Annotated in this window: 17 protein-coding genes and 2 tRNA genes; 6 read left to right on the forward strand and 13 right to left on the reverse strand. The window is 64.0% G+C overall.

Going from position 1 to position 19555, the window contains the following annotated elements; genetic code table 11:
- Positions 1-132 precede the first annotated feature (132 nt).
- From twy1 to ACYQ3J_RS00290, 4 genes are all read right to left on the reverse strand, one after another.
- Positions 133-1131, reverse strand: a complete 999-nt coding sequence (gene twy1 / locus ACYQ3J_RS00275; protein ID WP_460124507.1) for a 4-demethylwyosine synthase TYW1 — start codon at positions 1129-1131, stop codon at positions 133-135.
- 59 nt (positions 1132-1190) lie between these two features.
- Positions 1191-2243: a thioredoxin-disulfide reductase gene (gene trxB / locus ACYQ3J_RS00280; RefSeq protein WP_460124509.1), complete on the reverse strand. Its 1053-nt coding sequence runs from the start codon at positions 2241-2243 to the stop codon at positions 1191-1193.
- A 133-nt stretch (positions 2244-2376) separates the two neighbouring features.
- A complete protein-coding gene (locus ACYQ3J_RS00285; protein ID WP_460122881.1) occupies positions 2377-2679 on the reverse strand; it encodes a hypothetical protein in 303 nt (100 codons plus the stop codon).
- A gap of 41 nt (positions 2680-2720) precedes the next feature.
- Complete coding sequence (locus ACYQ3J_RS00290; protein ID WP_460122884.1) at positions 2721-3293, reverse strand: hypothetical protein; 573 nt, start codon at positions 3291-3293, stop codon at positions 2721-2723.
- Positions 3294-3531: 238 nt separating this feature from the next.
- Between ACYQ3J_RS00290 and sucC the strand changes: the two genes are divergently transcribed.
- Both sucC and sucD read left to right on the forward strand, forming a co-directional pair.
- Positions 3532-4707, forward strand: coding sequence for an ADP-forming succinate--CoA ligase subunit beta (gene sucC / locus ACYQ3J_RS00295; RefSeq protein ID WP_460122887.1), 1176 nt, complete (start codon positions 3532-3534; stop codon positions 4705-4707).
- 14 nt (positions 4708-4721) lie between these two features.
- Complete coding sequence (gene sucD / locus ACYQ3J_RS00300) at positions 4722-5594, forward strand: succinate--CoA ligase subunit alpha (protein WP_460122890.1); 873 nt, start codon at positions 4722-4724, stop codon at positions 5592-5594.
- Positions 5595-5707: 113 nt separating this feature from the next.
- Here the strand turns inward: sucD and ACYQ3J_RS00305 are convergent, their stop codons facing one another.
- The 3 genes from ACYQ3J_RS00305 to ACYQ3J_RS00315 form a co-directional block, all read right to left on the reverse strand.
- Positions 5708-6748, reverse strand: coding sequence for an asparagine synthetase A (locus ACYQ3J_RS00305; RefSeq protein WP_460124512.1), 1041 nt, complete (start codon positions 6746-6748; stop codon positions 5708-5710).
- A 112-nt stretch (positions 6749-6860) separates the two neighbouring features.
- Entirely contained in the window at positions 6861-8474 is a 1614-nt protein-coding gene (locus tag ACYQ3J_RS00310; protein ID WP_460122893.1) for a DEAD/DEAH box helicase family protein, read from the reverse strand.
- The gene (locus tag ACYQ3J_RS00315) at positions 8440-8895 is read right to left on the reverse strand and encodes a hypothetical protein (RefSeq protein WP_460122896.1); all 456 of its coding nucleotides are present in this window, start codon (positions 8893-8895) and stop codon (positions 8440-8442) included. Before ACYQ3J_RS00315 ends, ACYQ3J_RS00310 begins: the two co-directional genes overlap by 35 nt.
- Positions 8896-9123: 228 nt before the next feature.
- Between ACYQ3J_RS00315 and ACYQ3J_RS00320 the strand changes: the two genes are divergently transcribed.
- Positions 9124-9199, forward strand: a tRNA-His gene (locus ACYQ3J_RS00320).
- Positions 9200-9358: 159 nt separating this feature from the next.
- Here the strand turns inward: ACYQ3J_RS00320 and ACYQ3J_RS00325 are convergent.
- From ACYQ3J_RS00325 to ACYQ3J_RS00345, 5 genes are all read right to left on the reverse strand, one after another.
- The gene (locus tag ACYQ3J_RS00325) at positions 9359-9871 is read right to left on the reverse strand and encodes a 50S ribosomal protein L11 (RefSeq protein ID WP_460122898.1); all 513 of its coding nucleotides are present in this window, start codon (positions 9869-9871) and stop codon (positions 9359-9361) included.
- 52 nt (positions 9872-9923) lie between these two features.
- Positions 9924-10781, reverse strand: coding sequence for an ABC transporter substrate-binding protein (locus tag ACYQ3J_RS00330; RefSeq protein WP_460122901.1), 858 nt, complete (start codon positions 10779-10781; stop codon positions 9924-9926).
- 259 nt (positions 10782-11040) lie between these two features.
- Entirely contained in the window at positions 11041-12225 is a 1185-nt protein-coding gene (gene nrfD / locus ACYQ3J_RS00335) for an NrfD/PsrC family molybdoenzyme membrane anchor subunit (protein WP_460122903.1), read from the reverse strand.
- Between the two features lie 6 nt (positions 12226-12231).
- A complete protein-coding gene (locus ACYQ3J_RS00340) occupies positions 12232-12882 on the reverse strand; it encodes a 4Fe-4S dicluster domain-containing protein (RefSeq protein WP_460122906.1) in 651 nt (216 codons plus the stop codon).
- A 14-nt stretch (positions 12883-12896) separates the two neighbouring features.
- Complete coding sequence (locus ACYQ3J_RS00345; protein WP_460122909.1) at positions 12897-15461, reverse strand: molybdopterin-containing oxidoreductase family protein; 2565 nt, start codon at positions 15459-15461, stop codon at positions 12897-12899.
- 208 nt (positions 15462-15669) lie between these two features.
- Between ACYQ3J_RS00345 and ACYQ3J_RS00350 the strand changes: the two genes are divergently transcribed.
- Complete coding sequence (locus ACYQ3J_RS00350; protein WP_460122912.1) at positions 15670-17043, forward strand: 4Fe-4S binding protein; 1374 nt, start codon at positions 15670-15672, stop codon at positions 17041-17043.
- Positions 17044-17803: 760 nt separating this feature from the next.
- Here ACYQ3J_RS00350 and ACYQ3J_RS00355 read toward each other — a convergent pair.
- Positions 17804-18355, reverse strand: a complete 552-nt coding sequence (locus ACYQ3J_RS00355) for a hypothetical protein (RefSeq protein WP_460122915.1) — start codon at positions 18353-18355, stop codon at positions 17804-17806.
- 79 nt (positions 18356-18434) lie between these two features.
- Between ACYQ3J_RS00355 and ACYQ3J_RS00360 the strand changes: the two genes are divergently transcribed.
- A complete protein-coding gene (locus ACYQ3J_RS00360; RefSeq protein ID WP_460122918.1) occupies positions 18435-18956 on the forward strand; it encodes a hypothetical protein in 522 nt (173 codons plus the stop codon).
- 311 nt (positions 18957-19267) lie between these two features.
- A tRNA-Tyr gene (locus tag ACYQ3J_RS00365) sits at positions 19268-19386 on the forward strand.
- The last annotated feature ends 169 nt before the right edge of the window (positions 19387-19555 follow it).

The following is a 19555-nucleotide window of genomic DNA, read 5'->3' on the forward strand; positions in this document are numbered from 1 at the left end:
AACCGGATACCCGGGCTCATCCAGGAGCGCCGCTACTCGGCGCAGTCGCCCGGGCGATACCCGGGTCGCTTAATGCGTAGCCGCGGGTGGGGCCTTAAAGCTCACCCGACCCGCCGGGGGGCTGGGGCTTCACTACTCGGCTTCCTTGTACTCGTCCACGTCTCCCGTGTCGGGGGTCTTCCAGCCCTGCGGGCAGCCCTTGCCGTGCCTTATGGGCTTGGTGAGCCTGCTTAGGAGCACGACCCTGCTCGGCCTCGACTCGCTGACGACGGGGTAGCCGGTGGCCTCGGCTAGCTTCTCGGCGAACGCCCTCACCTCCTCGTGGGTTGGCATGTTGCTCCTGGAGAGCCTCTCCCTGCTGGCCCCCACGTACATGTAGGCCTTGACCTCTATGTAGGTTGGCATGCCCTTTTCGACGAGCCTTGCGAAGCCCCTGAGGGCCTCCTCGTGGTCGTTGAAGCCCTTGACGAGGGTTATCCTGTAGACCGTCGGGCAGCTCAGGCTAGGCAGCAGCTCCACTGTCTTCATCGTGAGCTCCCAGGCGTTGGGCACGAGCGGCTTGTTGAAGTAGTTGTAGCTCTTCTTGTCCCACGCCTCGAAGCTTATGTAAAGCTGGCTCGGCTCCTCCTCCAGGTTAGCGAGGACGTCCGGCCTCACCCCGCGGGTTACGAGGAACGTGGTCAAGCCCCTCCTGTGTGCCAGCTGGATGAACTCGCCGAGCCTGCTGTAGAGCGTCGGCTCCCCGGTGAGGCTTATCGCTATGTGCTTCGGGTTCATCGCCTCCTCGAACATGGCCGGGTCTACCTTGGGGTGGCCCTTGTAGCCGCTGATAATCTTCCTCTGCGCCTCGATTATGCCGTCCAGTATGAACTCGGGGTCATCCTCTATCTCCCTCGGGATCCTGGTCTCGTCCCAGTCGTAGCCCACGTCCTGCGGGCGGAGGCGCCAGCAGTGGAGGCAGGCGTTCCAGCACCAGTAGGCGGCGGGGCTCATCTGTATGCAGCGGTGGCTCTCGATACCGTAGAACTTGCACTTGTAGCAGAACCTGCGCTGCGTCAGCGCGGCGTGGGTCCAGTAGCACTTCTTCACCACGGTGTGGTTACCGACGAACACGTAGCCCTGCTTCTCCATCCTCCTCCTGAGGGGCTCGTACCTCTTTAGCACCTCCGCAACCGCGGGCCTAGCCACTTCTAAGCACCACCACCTGCTTGCTTGGAGAGTAGTGAAGCCTCCGGGGCGTATAACCCCTTCTCTGTGAGGTAGTTGTAGGCCGAGTACGCCGCCACGGCGCCCATCGCCGCCGCGGTCACGACCTGCCTGAACCCCCTCCACATGCTTGTGCAGTCCCCGGCGGCGAAGACTCCCGGGATGTTCGTCCTCATCCACTCGTCCACCTTGATGTAGCCGGCCTCGTCTGTCTCGAGGCCGAGGCTCTGGTACCACTCCTTTGGGGGCTCGAAGCCTATCTCGATGAACACGCCGTTCACCGGTATCTCCCTCTCCTCACCCGTCACCTTGTTCACGACCACGACGCTCGTCACCCTGCTGCCGTCTCCCCGGATCTCCTTCACCACGCTGTCGAGGACGAACTCTATGTTGGGCTTGCTCCTCGCCACCTCGACGAAGAAGGGCTTGGCCCTGAACCCCCTCCTCCTGTGGATGAGGTAGACCTTCTTGACGTAGCCGGAGAGGAGTATGGCCCCCTCGAACGCCGCGTCGCCGCCGCCCACCACTGCGACGGCGTCCTTGCCCTTGTAGAATGGGGCGTCGCAGACGCTGCAGTAGCTCACGCCGCGGCCCGCGTACTCCCTCTCCCCGGGGACGTTGAGCTTCCTCCTCCTGCTCCCCGTGGCTAGTATGATGGTCTTAGCGTAGACGTCGAGCCCCCTCGTGCCGGTGACCCTGAACCAGGTGTCGTCGACGCGCTCGAACCTCTCCACCCTCACCCTCTCGTAAACCTCGACTCCGAAGAGGTCCTCGGCGTGGCTCCTGAACCTCCTAACCAGGTCGCTCGCCTTGATCCTGCCGAGGGCTGGGTAGTCGTCGACCCAGTCGGTGTAGTTGAGCTGGCCGCCGACCTCCTCCGCCAGCACCACCGTCTTCAAGAGGAACCTTGCCGCGTACATCGCCGCCGAGAAGCCCGCGGGCCCGCCGCCGACTACCACTACGTCGTACCTAGCCCCCTTGGGGGGCTTCTTGAAGAAGCCTCCCCCCAGCAGCGTGGGCCTCCTCTCCCTCTGCATCCCGGGCACCCCCCGCATAGCGTCTAGCCCGTGGTGTTTAACTGGGGTTGAAATGGCTCCTTGAAGCGGTCTAAGCGGCGGCGTCGGGACTTAAAGGCCTCCCCATGCTCCTCGTCGGTGAGTACGGCCCTCCTCACCCGCCGCCGCGGCATCTGCCCTTCCTGAAGGCTATATATGATGAGGCGAGCCTCCCGATGAACTCCGCCGGGTCGACGGCCTCCACCACTACTCCGCCGCCGCGGGTCTCGAGCTTGACCGCGCCGAGCCTCCGGAGCCTCTTCAGCAGGTTGGATGCCGTCCTCTTCGTCACGCAGAGCTCCTCCCTGAGGACGCCCAGGGCCTCTCCAAGGTTCAACGTCGGCCCCCTCTCGTGGAGGAGCCAGAGGGCGGCCACCTCCCTCTTCCTAGGCCACCTCCCCCCGGGCGAGCGAGCCAACACTGCAACCCTCGGCCGCGCCCGGGGGTGGCGCTCGGCGCTTAAAGCGGGGAGGCGGGCGCTTCCCGCCGGCAGGCCGAGGCGAGGGGGGCGATGTAGGAGAGCCTCTCGCCCGCCGGCCCCTCGACTGCGTTGACCACGTAGTACCCCTCCTCGTCCACTGAGAGGACCGGGATCCCGCGGGGGCCGTCGAGGGCCGCGAGGGGGTAGCCGCCTGCCCTCGACTTCAAGCGCCCCCTCACCCCGTTGACGAACAACGCCGCGGGATCCCGCCACTCAAGAGCGACGACGACCCCCTCCCCCTCAGCCTCGGCGCCCCAGCCAAGCCTAACCCTGGGCTCCCCCGCCACCCTGCAGCCGTCAACCCACTCCCTCCGGGCGACCCTGAGCCAGCCCTCCACCGGCGGCCTGCCGGGGGAAACCAGGGACCCCACGCCGGCCGAGAGGACCACCCTCCCAACGCTAGACTCGACCGTGACCAGGGAGGGGGAGGTGACTAGCACCACCTCCCCCGAGGATAGCGCCCACTCCACCAGCTCAGCCCGCTCCGACGCCCCGAGCCCGGCGACCACGCTGGCGTCGACCAGGAACCAGCCCGGCCCAACCGCAGGCAACCCAGCTCCACCCCCACCCCGGGGGCTCGCCATCGCCTGGCTCTCCACCCCCACCCTCCCCGCCGGGAGGGCGAGTCAGCCCTTACACGGCTGCTCACGGCCCCCGGGATCCCCGGGGGTGGGGGGAGGAATCAAATCCTAAAACTCCCTTAATGAGGCGGCTCGGGGTTCCATCCATCCAAGCTGATCGCCCGGAGGGGTTGGTGGGGGCGGCTCGCTCCGGCTCCTTTAAAGGGGGTTGCCGTGGCCACTCGGGTGGGTGCTGTGGCTGGTGAAGCTGTTCGAGTTCGAGGCTAAGGAGATGCTGAGGAGGAGGGGGGTCGAGGTCCCCCCGGGCGTCGTGGTCGGCGCGGGCGATGACGTCGAGGCCCTGGTGAGGGGGGCGGGCCTTGAGCCTCCTCTGGCGGTCAAGAGCCAGGTCCTCGTCGCGGGGAGGGGGCTGGCTGGGGGCGTTAGGATTGTGGGCAGCGTCGAGGAGGCGGTGAGGGCTGCGAGGGAGCTGCTCGAGACCCCCGTGAAGGGGTTGAGGCCTAGGTTCGTGCTCGTGGAGAAGGCTATACCCCACGATGAGGAGCTCTACGCGGCCGTCACCATCGACAGGGGGGAGGGGAGGCCTGTTGTCCTGGCGTCGCGCCACGGCGGCTCCAGGGTGGAGGAGTCTGCGAGGGAGGAGCCGGGGAGTGTTGAAAAGGTCTACGTCGACCCGTTCCTGGGGTTGAGGGGGTACCAGGCGAGGGCGCTGGGGAAGAGGATCGGCCTCACAGGCCGGGCCCTCGTCTCGTTCTCCACGTTCCTCCAGGCGCTCTACGACGTCTTCGTGGAGTACGACGCCGAGCTAGTGGAGGTGAACCCCTTCACGGTGGTGGATGGCAGGGTGATCCCGCTCGACGCCAGGGTAATAGTGGATGACAACGCCCTCTACAGGCACCCCGAGCTGAGGGCCTCCAGGCTGGAGGAGACGGGGGAGTACACGGAGCTCGAGGTCGAGGCGAGGAGGCTGGGCCTAGCGTTCGTCGAGCTAGACGGGGAAGTGGGGATAATCGGGAACGGGGCGGGGCTAACGATGGCGACGATGGACCTCGTCTACGAGTACGGCGGCAGGCCGGCGAACTTCCTGGACATAGGCGGGGGCGCGAGCGCCGAGCGGGTCAGGACAGCGGTCTCCTTCCTCTCCGGGATCCCCCGGGTGAGGAGCATACTCATCAACGTCTTCGGCGGCATAACGAGGTGCGACGAGGTGGCCCGGGGAATCGTCGAGGCGGTTCAGGGGCTGAGGGGCGCTGTGAAGCCTCTGGTGGTGAGGCTCACCGGCACGAACGAGGATGAGGGCAGGCGCATACTCCGCGAGCACGGCATCGAGGCCTACACGGACCTAGAGGAGGCAGTGAGGAGGGCGGTGAGCCTGGCAGCCTAGGGGGTGGCTGGGGGTTGGCCGTCCTCGTTGGCAGGGATACGCGGGTCATTGTCCAGGGCATAACGGGGAGGGAGGGATCCTTCCACACGAGGCTCATGCTCGAGTACGGGACCAGGGTAGTGGCGGGCGTGACGCCCGGCAAGGGCGGCTCGGAGGTCCACGGCGTCCCGGTCTACGACACGGTGGAGGAGGCGGTGGCGGAGCACCCCGAGGCGAACACGAGCATAGTCTTCGTCCCCGCGAGGTTCGCCGTGGACGCCGTCTACGAGGCCGTGGACGCCGGCATGAGGGTGGTCGTGGTGATAACCGAGCACATACCCGTCCACGACACCGTCAGGTTCGTCAACTACGCCAGGAGGAGGGGCACCGTCATCATCGGCCCCAACTGCCCGGGCATCATAACCCCCGGCCAGGCGAAGGTTGGCATAATGCCGGGCCACATCTTCAAGCCCGGCCCCGTGGGAGTGGTGTCCAGGAGCGGCACCCTCACGTACGAGGTCGCCTACAGCCTCACAAGGGCTGGCCTCGGGCAGAGCACGGTGATAGGCATAGGCGGGGACCCCGTGGTCGGGCTGACCTTCACCCAGGCTATGGAGCTGTTCCAGCGCGACCCGGAGACGAGGGCGCTGGTCCTCATAGGCGAGATAGGCGGGGACATGGAGGAGAGGGCGGCCAGGATGGTGGAGGAGGGCCGCTTCACCAAGCCCGTCGTAGCCTACGTGGCCGGGAGGACGGCGCCCCCCGAGAAGAGGATGGGCCACGCGGGCGCCATCATATCCATGGGCACGGGGTCCTACCGGGACAAGGTGAGGGCCCTGGAGAGGGCAGGGGTGGCGGTGGCGAGGACCCCCATGGAGGTGCCCAGGCTGGTGGAGGAAGCCCTCTAAGCCCGAGCCGAGAGCCGGGGGGCAACCGGGTGTAACGGTAAATAATCACGTAAATAACTTGGGTGGTGGGGCTCGCGCCCTGGGCCCTCCCACCCGAGGAGGCGGGCCGCGCCTCACGGCGTCGGCGCTATGCCGGCCAGCTTCGGGTAAGGCCTTGCCTCCCACACTCCCCGGAGGCCGCAGAGGTAGCGTGTCAGCCTCTCCACCCCGATGCCGAAGCCCGCCGTCCTCAGCGGGTAGAGCTCTCTGAGCATTTGCAGGTACCACTCGTACCTCGCCGGGTCCTCGCCGGTCTCCCTCATCCTCTCCTCGACCTTCCCTGGCTCGTACTCCCTCTCCGCGCCGCTCACCGCCTCCCCAAAGCCCTCCGGGTAGATGAGGTCGAAGTCTAGGAGCACGCCGGGCCTCTCGGGGTCCTCGCGGTCGTAGAAGCCCCTGGCGCCCCTCGGGTACTCGGTGATGAAGAATGGCCTCCCTATCTCGGCGCTCAGCAGCTTCTCGCACTCCCACGTGATCTCCCCGTCCTCCGGCTGCCTGCAGCCTAGCTCCCTCGCGAGCCTCACCGCCTCGGCGTGGGTCAGCCTTGGGTAGGGGGGCTTGTGGACCTCGAGGCTCCTCCCCAGCTTCTCCTCCAGCAGCCTCCCGTACTCCTCCGCCACCCTCTTGACGGTGTGGTAGAAGAGCTGCTCCGCCACCTCCATGGCCTCCGTGTAGCTCGCACCGTAGATCTCGACGTCGAGCTGGTAGAACTCCGCCAGGTGGCGGCCGGTGTAGACGCTCTCAGGCGGCTCCAGCCTCACGTTCGGCGAGTTGAAGTAGACCCTGCCCAGGCTCGCCGCCATGTACTGCTTGTAGAGTATGGCGCTACTCATCACCTTGTACTCGTAGCCGTAGAAGTCTATGCTGGCCTGCCTCGCACCCCTAATCCCGGGGTCGGTCGCCGGCCCTATGATCGGCGAGAGCACCTCGGTGAAGCCGTGGCTGTCGAGGTACTCCCTCATCGCCCTCAGCGCCGCCGCCTGGACCTTGAAGACTAGCCTGTACTTCTCCTCCCTGGCCCACCTCCACGAGTGGGAGAGCCACTCTCTCAGGAAGGACAGGAACCCCTCACGGTCCCGGGTCATGCGCTCCAGCTCGAGGACCGCCGGGTGTATCCTAGCCGCGGTTTTCCTGCATACCCCAGCCCCTCCAGCCTCCCACTGCTCATGGGGCCGCGCCCCGGTGGGAGGAGGGCCTGGTATTTAAGTTTTACCCGAGCCCCGAGGGCTAGTAGAGGCTCAGGCTCCTACGCCTCCTCGCCTGGTACTCCTCGCTCGTCCCCGCAACGACGACCTCGTAGAGGACCGCCTTCTTCCCGGGGCTGGGGCGTAGGAGCCTGCCCAGCCTCTGGAGGTACTGCCTCCTCGACCCCGTGCCTGAGACGAACACTCCGACGTTGGCGTCGGGGATGTCTAGGCCCTCGTCGCCCACCGTCGTGACGACAAGGACCCCCCTCTCTGCAGACTTGAAGGCTTCAAGCTCGCGCTTCCTCCTCGCCGCGTCCATCTCCCCGTGGATGAGGTGGGCGCCGAGCCTCCTGGCGAGCTCCTCCGCCTGCTTCCTGTACTGGGTGAAGACTATGATCTTGGACCCCTTCGCGAGCTCGCTCCTCACTATCCTCTCCACCTCCTCCAGCTTCTCGGGGGCCTCCTGGACCAGCTCCCTCATCCTGGCGTGCACCCTCAGCGCCTCCGCCGCCGTGGGATCCCCCTTCCTGGCGGCTGCGAGGACCTCCTGGAACGACCTGCCCCCGGCGAGTCTTTGGTACTCCCTCCTCAGCCTCTCGTACTCCCTCCTCCTCTCCGGCGAGAGCTCGACCTTCACGAGGCGGATGGTGAAGGGGGCCAGGTAGCCCTCGCTCGTCAGCCTCCCGGGGGTGGTGTGGTAGACCACCCCTCCGACTAGGGGGAACACCTCCTCGTGCTTCCCGTCCTCCCTCTCGATCGTGGCTGAGAGGCCCATCCTGTAGGGGGCGGGCATCGAGGAGGCTATCGCCTTGAACTTATCCGCCGGGAGGTGGTGGGCCTCGTCGAAGACTAGGAAGGCGTAGCGCTGGGCGAAGAGCCTGGTCTTCCTGTAGGCGGTCTGGTACGTCGTCACCGTTATGGGGGCGAGCCTCTTCTCCTCCCCGTAGTAGGCGCCCACGAGGCCCTCGGCGTCCGTGAACCTCTGGAAGGCCTGGATCCACTGGTGGATGTGCTCCTTGGTGTAGACCACCACCAGCGTCCACACGCCGAGCCTGGCCGCCGCGGCTATGGCGACCACAGTCTTCCCGGCCCCGGTGGGGAGGGCTATCACCCCCCTCCCACCGTTGGCCTCCCAAGCCTTGAGGGCCTCCTCCTGGTACTCTCTCAGCTGCCCCCTGAACTCTATCCTCCTCGGCAGCCTCGCCCCCTCGAGGAGGCCCACCCTGTCCTCGACGGGGAACCCGCTGGACTTGAGGGCCTCCACTAGCCTAGCGTACCAGTGGGGTGGGAGGCGGAAGGCCCTGAGGCTCCTGTCGTAGGCGGGGGTGAAGCCGAGCTTCTCGAAGACGGGCTTCAGGAGCCTCCTGCTGGAGGCGTAGAGCCAGCCGTCCTCGCCCAGCCAGACGGTCGCCTTCGACTCCTCCCACGCCGCCCTCTTCAGGGCCTCGAGGTCCTCCTCCACCACCTCGGCGCCCTCGAGGCCCTGGAGTACCGCGGCCACGTCGGCGAGGGTGTAGCCGGACCTCCTCATCCTCTCCGGGTCGACCTCGAAGACCGCCAGCCCCCCGCTCCTGCCGGCGTACCTGGCGAACTCCGTCAGCGTCTCGAACTCCTCCCTGCTAAGCCACCCCTTGACCCGGAACCTCAGCGCCAAGCCACTCCTCTACCTCCAAGTCGTCGAGGGGCTCGAGCCTCGACGCCTTCCCGGGGTCGGGGGTCCCCACCCCAAGCTTCTCGAGGGCCGCCCTCAGCCTATAGGGGGGATCCCCGGGTACGATGGCGTAGACGCAGTCCCCCTCCACGTCCACCCGCGATACTTCAGGCCAGTCGGTGATACTATAAACCCTCTTCCTCGCCTCCCCGCAGCCCACCACTCTCAACGCTACGGCCTCAACGCAGTCGACTCCTACGAAGAGGATGAGCCAGGCCTCTCCGCCCCCCTCCAGGGGGAAGACCATTGCGAAGTAGTTGTACTCAACCGGGTAGAGGAGCCCGTGGAGCACCTGCCCCCAGTCGACGCCGAAGACCCTGTCAACGCACCGCACGGGTCCCTGCGTGGGTTCCACCTCACCCACCCGGGGGCGCCCGGGGCGTCGGCTCTTAAAACCGAGGTCATCCCCAGCACCGGTGAAGACGCGGTCAGCCCTAAAACCCCTAGCACCCCGGAGGCGGCGGGCGATTATACCCTTTAAAGCCCCCGCACGCCAGGTAGAAGCCACGGCTCCATAGGGGCCCGGTGGGACCCCGGCTGAGCCGGGGGGTGACCTGCTAGCCGGGCAGGCCTTTGAAGGCCCGAGAGGGTGGCCCGGGTAGCTCAGCTGGCAGAGCGCCGGGCTGTGGACCCGGAGGTCCCGGGTTCAAATCCCGGCCCGGGCCCCACGCAATCACCCACCACCCGTTACCGCCTTCAATGTCAATAATAAGTGGATCCCCCAAAGCCCGGGGAGGGGGATCCCCTCGCGGGGCTCTTGGGCGGGAAACACGGGCTCCAGCGCTGGGGGGAGCGGAAGCGCCTGGCCTTGGGGGGAGTGTGGCGGTTTACTCCTCCTCCTTCTCCCACTGCTCCTCGTACTTGGCTAGTATTGCGTCGTAGTAGCCCTCCTCGACTAGCCTGGTGACCTCCTTGGGGTCCTTGCCGTCCACGGTTATGCCGATGCTCCTGGCGGAGCCTAGGATCGTCTTGACTGCTGCTTTGAGCGTCTTCGCGAGTAGCTGGGGCTTCTTCATTAGCGCTATCTCGACTATCTTCTCGAAGGGGAGGTCTCCTATCTTCTGGTGCATCGGGTCCCCGCTCGGCTCCTTGGCGCCTACCGCCCTGAGGAGGAGGGCTGTGGTGGTCGGGATCCCGACTTCAATCCTGTACTTCCTCGTCTTCGGGTCGACGTAGATCTCCACGGGGACAGTCATGCCCTTGTAGGGCGCGGTCTTCTTGTTTATCTCGTCGACAACCTGCTTCACGTTGAGGCCTAGGGCGCTGAGCGTCGGCCCCAGCGGGGGCCCTGGCCTGGCGTTGCCGCCCTCAATCTGGATCTTGATAACCTTCTCGGGCATTCCCCTGCCCACCCAAGGGGAGGCGGTTGCGGGGGCTGGCGGGTTTAAAGGGTCACCGTAATGCCCGGGGCGGCTTCACCCCGGCCAGCTCGGCCACCCTGCTGGCCACCTCCTCGAGGGTTTCGATCAGCGAGGGGCCGTAGTGGGCCAGGCTATCCCCGGGGAGGGGGAGGATCCTGCCCTCCCTGACCGCCCTGAGGGATCCCAGCCCCCTAGCCTCCAGCCTCTTCACCGCCTTCTCCAGGCTGGGCCTGTCTAGGGGCTTGAACTCGTAGATGACGACGTCTGGGTCGAAGCGTTTAACCACCTCGGGGTCCGGGTTGACCACCCAGGGCTGCCTGAGCCCGTCGAAGGGGGTCCTGGCGCCGAGGTAGTTAAGCGCGTCGGCTATGTAGCTGTGCGCGCCCGCCGAGACGGGGCCCCCCAGGTCGACCTCGTAGTAGACCTTGACCCCGGAGAGGGATCCCCTCAGCCCGGGGAGCCTGGCGGAGAGCTCCCCCGCGAGGCGCCTCGCCTCCCCCACAGCCCCCGCTACGATGCCCACCACGACGATGCCGTCGAGGACCCCGTAGAGTGTCACGGGGAGCGGCACGGGGTAGACGGTGTACCCCCTCTCCACGAGCTCCCAGACGAGCCTCCTCTGCGCCCCCGTCGTGGCCAGGATCAGGTCGGGCTTGATCTCCTCGAGCAGCCTATAGTTCACCTTATAGTAGCTCCCAACCCTAGGCTTCCCCCGGGCCTCCTCGGGCTTGAAGCAGAACACGCTAACCCCGGCAACCCGGTCCCAGGCACCTATCCTGTAGAGGGTCTCAGTGATCGCGGGGGCGAGGCTCACAATCCTCCCCGGCCTCTCGGGCACCTCAACATCCCTACCCAGAACCTCGCTGAAAACCCTCACACGGCCAGGCAAGCCCCAGGCACCCGGGGGAGAGCGAGGCGAGCCCCTGGAGGACGGCCGCGCCCGGTTTAGTCTAAAGTCTTAGCCTCCAGCACCCCCCGGGATCCCTCCCCGGGAAGGCGTGGAGAGCCGAGTCGTGCGGCTCCAACCACTCCAAGCCCCAGCCAAGCCTGCTGGGAGGACCCCCTCCCCGGGGGCTTAGGTGTGGGGGAAAGAGGGGAAGGAGGGGGTGGGTGGGAAAGGGGAAGACGTGTGGGGGGTGGCTGCGTGGCTACTTGAGTATCCAGAGCCTTCTGGGCTTCTCTCCGGGCTTGAGGGGTAGCAGTGACTCTCCGATGAGGTCTAGTAGTAGTGCTAGGCCGAAGCCTCCTATGAAGGCTAGGGTCTCCGGGCCCGTCAGGTAATGGCTGACCGTGTACTCCTCCGCTACTCCAAGCTTCGCCGCTAGCGTGGCGTAGAACTCGTTCGTCGTGGCCCTGAAGTACTGGGCTCCGTAGTTGTACGGTACTAGTAGGAACGCCGCGATGCCTATTACCGCGAGCACCCCTGCGAGGGGGAGCGCCGTCCTCGCCCTGCCCTTGGCCGCGGCGACGGCTATGGCTATCGGTATGATGGTGCCCACCAGCACGTAGCCCAGCCAGAAGTAGCTCGCCAGCTCCCCACTAACCACTATGGATACGTAGTCCTTGGTCATCCCCCAGCTGTAGAGTCCCACGAGGCCCCAGAGGATCACGTAGGCTAGGGCGGTGAGCGTGATGATGAGCTCCTTGGCGCACTTGCGGCACCACTTCTCAGCCTCCTCCCCGGCCAGGACGCCCTCCAGCCTGATCCTGCCGGTGAGGGCCAGCCAGGCCGCTCCCAGGGCGAAGGCCGCGGCTACGGTGAGCATGCTTGAGAATACCCCGAACCACGGTAGGATAGACACGTTCGCGCCGTAGGCCATGCCCAGGTTTGCCTCTAGGATTAGGCTTGCAGCGAGCGCCAGGAACGCCAGCGTCTTCGCCGCCGGGGTTCCAGCCGCCTCCTCGCCCCTCACTATCAGGTAGAGGAGGAGTGCTATCAGGAACAGGCCGTAGACTATGTAGAGCACCGCGTTCCAGGCAATCCTCGACTCAACGTTGAAGCCCAGGTACAGCCACTGGGCGTGCTCGGGGTGAGCGATCTCGGAGAATATCAGCACAACGCCTGGGATGAGCACTGCCAGGGCCGTGAGGAGGTCTCTCCGGAGCCCGCGGTACTCCTCGGGCTTCCCCAGGATGTAGGCGCATATCAAGGCGGAGTCGTTTATGCCCCCAGACATTAGGGCGAAGAACGTGTAGCCGAGCAGCATCGTGCCTGCCGGGTATACTGCCGCCTCATCCCCCGTCTCGGCCCTGTACTCCGCTATTCCGACCACCATTAGGATCGTGAGCACGGCCGCGATAGCCCAGAGGGCTAGCCTGAGAGTCCTACCCATAATCCATCACCTCCCCTTATTAGGCAGGACGTAGAAGATCTTAGGCTCAGTCCTACAGTGTGCGAGCAGGCGCACGGCCTTACCCGACTCGATGATAGACTTAATGGGTTCCTCATCCATGAACCCGAAGAGCCTCGCACCAAAGGCGCAAGCCTCGACGCACGCCGGCGTCCAGGCGCCGATGCTCTCCTCGGCCCTGTGGATGCAGAATGTACACTTGTCCGGGTAGCCTGGGATGAAGCCGTACGGGTTGGGCGGCTCTCCCTCAAGCTCGCCGCGGTGCATCGTCCTGGCCCCGTAGGGGCACGCCATGATGCAGGACTTGCAGCCTATGCACTTGGAGTGGTCGAGCCTCACAACGCCGTAGTCGTCTATGTACGTCGCCCCAGTGGGGCACACCAAGGCGCAGGGGGCGTCCTCGCAGTGCTGGCACTGGATGAAGGCCGGCGTGTCCTCAGGCACCCCTGACTCCAGCCCTAGAGTGACGGGCTTCGTCCTAGCGAGCGCCACCACCCTCTCGGGTTCAGGCATCACGACCCCATCGCTCTTCTGCCTTGCAACGTTCTCCCTGACGCAGGCCACGACACACGCCATGCAGCCCACGCAGGAGTTCATGTCGATAACCATGGCAACCCGCTTACCCTTAGCCTCAGCCACCGCCCATCACCCCCTCAAGCCTTCTCAATCCTAACCACTCCATCATCGAAGGCTGTCCCTCCACCCTCCTCGTAGAGGAGAATGTCCTTGAAACTGTAAACCATGCCAGTGTTTAACCCAGCATACACCTCGGGGAGCAGGGTGATGGTCTCCGTCCTCCCATCCCTATACTTGATGGTGACCTTGTTGGGTATGTATCCAAAGTTGGTGCCGTGCGGCGCCATAGCGACGAACGGGTGTACGTCGTCGGTCAGCCTGACCCTGGCGGTGATCGTGCCTCCGGGCCCGATTATCTTGATCGTGTCGCCGTCGCGTAGGCCCAGCTTCTCGCCCCTCTCCCTGTTAATGTTCACGTAGTTCCAACCCTCCCACACCATGGTGCTCTGCGTGAGCTTCGTGTAGCGCAGCCACATGTTGTGGACGTGCATCTTGTGGTAGAAATCAACCGCCACGAACTCGTTATCGGCGAGCTTCGCCCCTCCCTTCAACTGCATCCAGCGAGGCGGGACCCACGCCGGCAGCGGGTTGAGGATGCTGGGCTTCCAGGCGTAGTCCTTAAACTGCTCCATGCCTTTAACGCTGACCAGCTCTATCTCGCCGGTCACGCTTGGGAGGAACTTGCCCTTCAGCGGGTGGTATATGGGGCTGTCGGCGATAGCTGTTGTACCGTACTTCTTGAGCTCCTCATAGTCTATGCCGGCAGCCTCGGCCTGCTTCCTCCAGATGTACTCGTAGTCAGCTAGCTTCTCGTACTTGTCAGCATTCGCGGGGTCAAGTCTCTTGCCGAGCTCCTTCACAATCCACCATGCAGGCTTCGCGTCAACGCCCGGAGGTGGATCTAGGGCCTTCTCGTGCACTATAACCTGGCCTACGGCAGTCTTCGAGGGCGTTATGAGCGTTGGCGCGGCGTACTCGAAGAACATGCTTACAGGTAGCACTAGGTCCGCGTACATCGTGGTCTCGTTGAAGACGTTGTCAGCCACGACCACGAAATCGGCCTTCTTAAACGCTTCTGCAACCTCCTTCACGCCCTGGGAGTGCCCTAGCACGTTCTCGTTTATCACGATTATCATCTTTATCTTCTTAGGCTTCTCCTCGAGGATGGACTTTATGGCGAGCTGGCTGTAGGACTCTTCGATGATGAATTTGACGCCTTGCTCCTCCCAGTACTTGTAGAGAGGCGGGGCCTTGGGGCCGCTGCCCTTGATTCCAAGTATGGACATCGGGTTCTTGAGCTTTACCTTCCTCGGCCAGACTATGCCTCCCTTGGCACCTATGGCTCCTAGGAGGGCGTTTACGATGAAGATCATCCTCGTCTTCATGGCCTCATTCGCGTACCTAGCAGTCTTGTAGCCTGGGTGGATGAATGCCCTCGGAGCGTTCTCGGCGAGCTCTCTGGCGAACCATACTATGTCCTCGGCCTTCACCCCGGTGATCCCCTCAGCCCACTCGGGGGTGTAGTTCTTGACTGCCTCCCAGACCAGGTCTAGGACGGTGATCGCCTTCCTCCCGTTGACCTCGACCGTGGCGCGGAGGGCGGGCTTTTCGGCCTGGGTCTTCGGCTTAACCTTGCCGTCAGCCTCGTCTAGGACTAGGTAGTCCTTCTTCCCCTTCCACTTGGGGTGGTCCAGCAGGCCGACGGGCTCGAGGGTGTCCGGGTACACTAGCATGGGCGCGTTCGTGTACTTCCTCAGGTAGTCCTCATTGTACCAGCCCTCCTTTATCAGCGTATGGGTTACAGCGAGCAGTATCGCCAGGTCGGTGGCTGGCGGTATTATGAAGTACCTATCGGCTAGCTGGGTTAGCCTGGACTTCCTTATGTCGAACGCGATTACCCTAAGCCCCCTCCTCCTACCCTCGGCGAAACGCTTATCCCAGGACGTCGCCACTATGGCGTCCGTCGGGTTCCTTCCCATGAAAACTGCTAGCTTGGCGTTGGGGTAATCCGCCACCACGGCGGCTGGCCCCATGCTCTTACCGGAGATCCACCATATACCATGGTTGAAGGCGGGGTGGCAGGTGTCGGCGTGGTTAGTGATGTTGGGGATTCCGAGGACTTTCTGGAAGAAGTAGGTTACAACGTTTCCCTCGGGGATCACGTGCCTAAAGACGACTATTTCATCGGGGGCGTACTGCTTCAGCTTCTCGGCGATCAGGTCCAGGGCCTCCTCCCAGGATATCTCCTCGAACTGGCCCGAGCCCCTCTCCCCAACCCTCTTGAGGGGCTTCTTGATCCTCTGCTCCAGGTGCCTTGCCTCGAAGATGGTCTGCGGCCTCCCGCAGGTGGCGTACTCCCCCTCCAATCCTTTGATGTAGTTGAACCTGATGCTCTTAACCCTCTCCGCTCCATTCTTCTTCTCAACCTCGACTACGAGGGGGCACTTCACGCATATCGTGCAGGCTAGCCTGGCCACCCTGGTTCCTCCAACCCCTACGGCTTGAAGCTTCTCCACGGCGGCGCCGGCGTCCGCCTTCCTGCGCTCTAGGATTAGCTCTCCCATGGGCATTGAGGCCGCCGCAGCTGTCAGCGAGGCGAGCTTCAGGAACTCCCTCCTGTTGAGCCTCAAGGGCACCACCACGCTTGGATCATTCACTTTAATCTATAGAACAGCTTGAGGAAATGAGTCTCTCCAAGTCTTTTGAGCCATTCAAAAGGACCATTGACCCCCCATAAAACCAGGAGCACACTCGCCGGAGCAGGGCTCGGCTCCGCGGCGCCACACCGGGGGGGCTTTGCCGTTAACGCGTGTTGGCTTGTGCTGTAAGGTTTATTGCAGCGCGCCGTGGGTGAAGGACGTGGGCGAAGTGGTTGTGGCCGGGGTTCACGCGACGGTATACTCCAACGGGGCCGCCGTGGAGGCCAGCCTTGGCGGCCCCGAGTCCCTGGAGTCGCTCGAGAGGCTCAAGCGGCTCCTAGCCTCGTGGAGAAGCGCCGACGCACTGGTCCTCTGGGGGGAGGGCGCCTGGCGCCTAGCGCCGAGGGTCCTCGAGGCCGCGAGGGGCTCAGGGCTCAACCAGTACATCTTGGACTTCGTTGACAGCGTGGAGGCCGGCCTCTCGGGGCTCGGCTTGGAGGTGATAGTGAAGCTCAGGCTGGAGAGGCTCCTGAGGGGCGGCGCGGCTAGGGCTAGGGCGAGGCTCTCCCCCTCCAAGAGGGTTAGCCGCAGGGACCTCCTCAGGAACCCCCTGGCCTCCCTGCTGGTGTACCTCCCAACCCCCCTGGTCGACTCTGGGGCGTGCGCGAGGCTCCCCCACTGCAGGCTCTGCCTCGAGTCCTGCCCCGTCAACGCTGTGGACGGCAAGCCACCCAGCATCGACGCGTCGGCGTGCACCGGGTGCATGGAGTGCGTCTACTCCTGCCCCGCCTGGGCACTCTACCCCCCGGGCCAGTCGAGGGAGGGGCTCACCGGCTACCTCGACGGGCTAGCGCGGGAGGGCTTCAAGGGGGTCCTGGCGGTGGTGGAGTATGGGAGGCTCGCGGACCTATACGCCCTGGCCGGGAAGGGCTTGAAGGGCGTCGCGGTCCTGCCGGTCCACTCGCTGCTCCACGTGCACCCGAGGCTCGCGGTGGAGGCCGCGGGCAGGGGGATCACGCTGGTAGCTTATGACCCGGAGGGCAGGTCGCCGGGGTGGCTCCTGGAGGCTGAAGCCTCGGGCCTCGCCGTGAGGGCTGCGAGCCTGGAGACGCTCGCGGAAGCCGCAGCCGGAGGCTTGGCGGGACCCGGGGCCGGGAGCATCGAGTCCACCTACGCCTTCGCAGGCAGGGTTGTAGTCGACCCTGGAAAGTGCACGGTGTGCGGGGCCTGCGCCAATGTGTGCCCCACGGGGGCCCTGGCCGTCAAGGAGTCCGGAGAAGCGGTCGAGCTACTCTTCAACGAAGCCAAGTGCACCGGCTGCCTGGAGTGCGCCGCCGCCTGCCCCGAGGACGCCGTGGAAGTCCGCTGGGTCACACGCCCCGAAGGAGAATCGTGGAGGAGGCTTGCCTGGAGCGAGATCCACAGATGCCCCAGCTGCGGCGCCGTCGTAGGGCCCAAGAAGCAGGTCGAAGCCATAGCCCGCAAGCTCAGGGAGGCAGGCCTCCCAGAGCCCGTGGTGAGGAAGGCCTACCTATGCCCGAGCTGCAAGGCCAAGGAGGCCTGGCGCTCGCAGCCACAACAATGACTCCCAAAATGATTACCGGCGCCCCAAGCCCGCCCAGGCCTGATAGCCCGAACACCTGAATACCGGGCAACGCCTCCTCCTTGAAAGGCCCTCAGGGGACCCTTCTCTGCCGGCAATATCCAACTATTACTAAAAAATTTATCTAACAATGCAGCTCTTGAGAGAAGAGAAAAGTTAAACCAGAAAGAACCTGCAACTAAAGAAATGGTGGACTGAAGTGAATGCATGGCTTTTTCATCTAATAGCATTAAGAATATTGAAATAGCCAAGAATAGGTTGTTATGGGGGTTTTGGCTCAAAGACGCAGGGAAAAGTAAAAAAGTAATTGGAGGAGCTTTATTAGGCTCTATAATAGAATTAAGCCTTTTGACGTCGCAGTCTTCCAATTAGTTGAAAATGGAGGAATACATGCTATTGGCGTAGTGAAAGAGACTTATTACGATGATCAAACAATCATTTGGCCGGAGGAACAAAAGCATGGACGTGTTCTCTTCCCCTGGAAAGTTTCATTTTGCAATCTAATTTATTCGGAGAAGCCTTTCATTTCGCATTTTGTTAGGATTGAGAGCTACGTCGACGGTTATGGGATCGCTGAGTTATCCGAGCATGAATTCAGAGGGATACTGGCAGAAGTACGGAAACAGCTTAATCAGCTTAATGTAGACATTAATATTAGGTTAGGTTAAGTTAAATTAGTTGGCAATAATAGTAACTATCTTGCGCCCCGTCGTCCAGGCGCTGTGCGGGGCCTGCCCCTCCTCTACATCCACATCACTAGCTTTCTCGGCAGTGCTGGGTCGTAGATTACCCTGAGGCCTGAGAGTCTTGACATCACGTCGGATACGAACTCGTTGACCTCACTGCTAGGTATGCCCTTGGACTCTGCCCTAGAGAGGGCTATTCTCTCTACGATGGCGTAGCGCTTGTACTTCTCGTTCAGCTCCCTCCACTTCAGGCCCTTCAACGCCTCCTCTATGTCGGGCCTTCTGGGGAGCACGCCTTCCAGCATTAGCACTGCTATGATGGGGTACCCCACGTAGCTCCTCCACCTTGTCCCGTTGTCGTCGCTGTAAACCCTGAAGACCTCCCTGTTCGCCCTTAGAATGATTACCTTGTACTCCCTCCTCTTCTCCCCGGGCGGTGGCTCTGAGGAGAGCACCCTCGCGACTACTAGCCCGTTCCTCCTCCTGGTGATCACAACCCTCCCGTCGGCTATCGCCCCAGCCGCCTCGAGCACCTTTATCCTGGGCGGGAGGGTGAGGATCCTCTCAGCGCTGCTCAGGCTCGACATAGCCGCGCCGCCACTCTCCACAGGGCCCGTGCTCCACGAGCGGGTTTAAGGGCTAAACCCCAAGGCACCCTATTACCCTTGGGAGCGGGCACGGGGGCTCGTGGCGAGGCTCATGGAGGAGGCGTTCGAGAGGGTTATGGCTGAGCTGTACTGGGTCGAGTCGATGGAGGAGGCGGTGGCTAAGCTAGCCGAGTACATCGAGTCAATGGACCCGGACCTGAGGGAGGTGCTCCTCGAGCAGAGGAGGAAGTTCTGCGGCGACGCCCCGAGGGCGGCCTCGATACTGGCGTCGCTGGCGTACGCGGCGCAGAGAGCCCAGCTAGCCCCGGGCAGGGGGTCTAGGCTTGAGCTGCTGAGCGCCCTCGTCGCGAGCGCGTACCTCATGCAGTGCACCGAGAAGTGGCACAGGCTCAAGCCGAGGGAGAAGGCTGAGGTCCTCGCCCCACTCTACAGGGCGTCGTACGCCCTCAAGCTAGCCATGAGGAACCCGGGCGATGACAGGCTCCTAGACGAGGTTGAACGCATGCTGGAGCACGCGCTCTCAAAAGCCCGGGCCCTCGGCATACTGGACGAGCTGAGGGAGTACATAAGCCACCTCGCCAGCAAGCTCGAGGAGGGCTGACGAGCACAGCCCCCCTCCTCCCGCGCCGCACGCCCCCGGGCTTCCCGGGTAGTGCTTATATGCGCCCGCCCCGCTAGTACCCCGGGATCCCGCGCGCCCCGCGTGTGGCGTGCAACCCCGAAGGGGCGCGGCGCCCACCTGGGCGTGCCCCGTGGCGGGAAGCTGGGCCTGGGGGAGAGGGCTGCCTGCGGCTAGCAGGGGCGGATGAGGAGAGGTGGGCTTACCTGAAGGGTGACGAGTGTGGCCGTATCCGACGTTAAACGCTTAAACCCTCCACGGGCCCCAGTCACTGACGGCCCCCATCCCTGGGGCCCGCCGTAGCTCAGCGGCAGAGCGCCCGGCTGTAGTGGGACGGGCCCAGGCCCCTGCCTAGGGGCCTGGGGCTGCGGAGACCGGGTGGTCCGGGGTTCGAATCCCCGCGGCGGGACCACCTGGCGGGCCCGGTGCCCGCCTCCACCTCCTCGACCTCCTTGCTCCCTGCATCTCCTTGGGCGGTGTGGGGCTGGAGTCCAGCACCTTGCGCGTTCTAAGCCTATAGACTAATGGGGTTTTCGTCAATAGTTTAATAATTATATTTTTTATTCATACAATGAATATTT

The sequence above is a fragment of the Stetteria hydrogenophila genome (assembly GCF_054657575.1).

What these genes read in the sequence shown, in the direction of transcription:
- twy1 (WP_460124507.1), bottom strand. Translation starts at nt 1,131, where the DNA reads ATGGAGAAGCAGGGCTACGTGTTCGTCGGTAACCACACCGTGGTGAAG.
- trxB (WP_460124509.1), bottom strand. Translation starts at nt 2,243, where the DNA reads ATGCAGAGGGAGAGGAGGCCCACGCTGCTGGGGGGAGGCTTCTTCAAG.
- nrfD (WP_460122903.1), bottom strand. Translation starts at nt 12,225, where the DNA reads ATGGGTAGGACTCTCAGGCTAGCCCTCTGGGCTATCGCGGCCGTGCTC.
- ACYQ3J_RS00325 (WP_460122898.1), bottom strand. Translation starts at nt 9,871, where the DNA reads ATGCCCGAGAAGGTTATCAAGATCCAGATTGAGGGCGGCAACGCCAGG.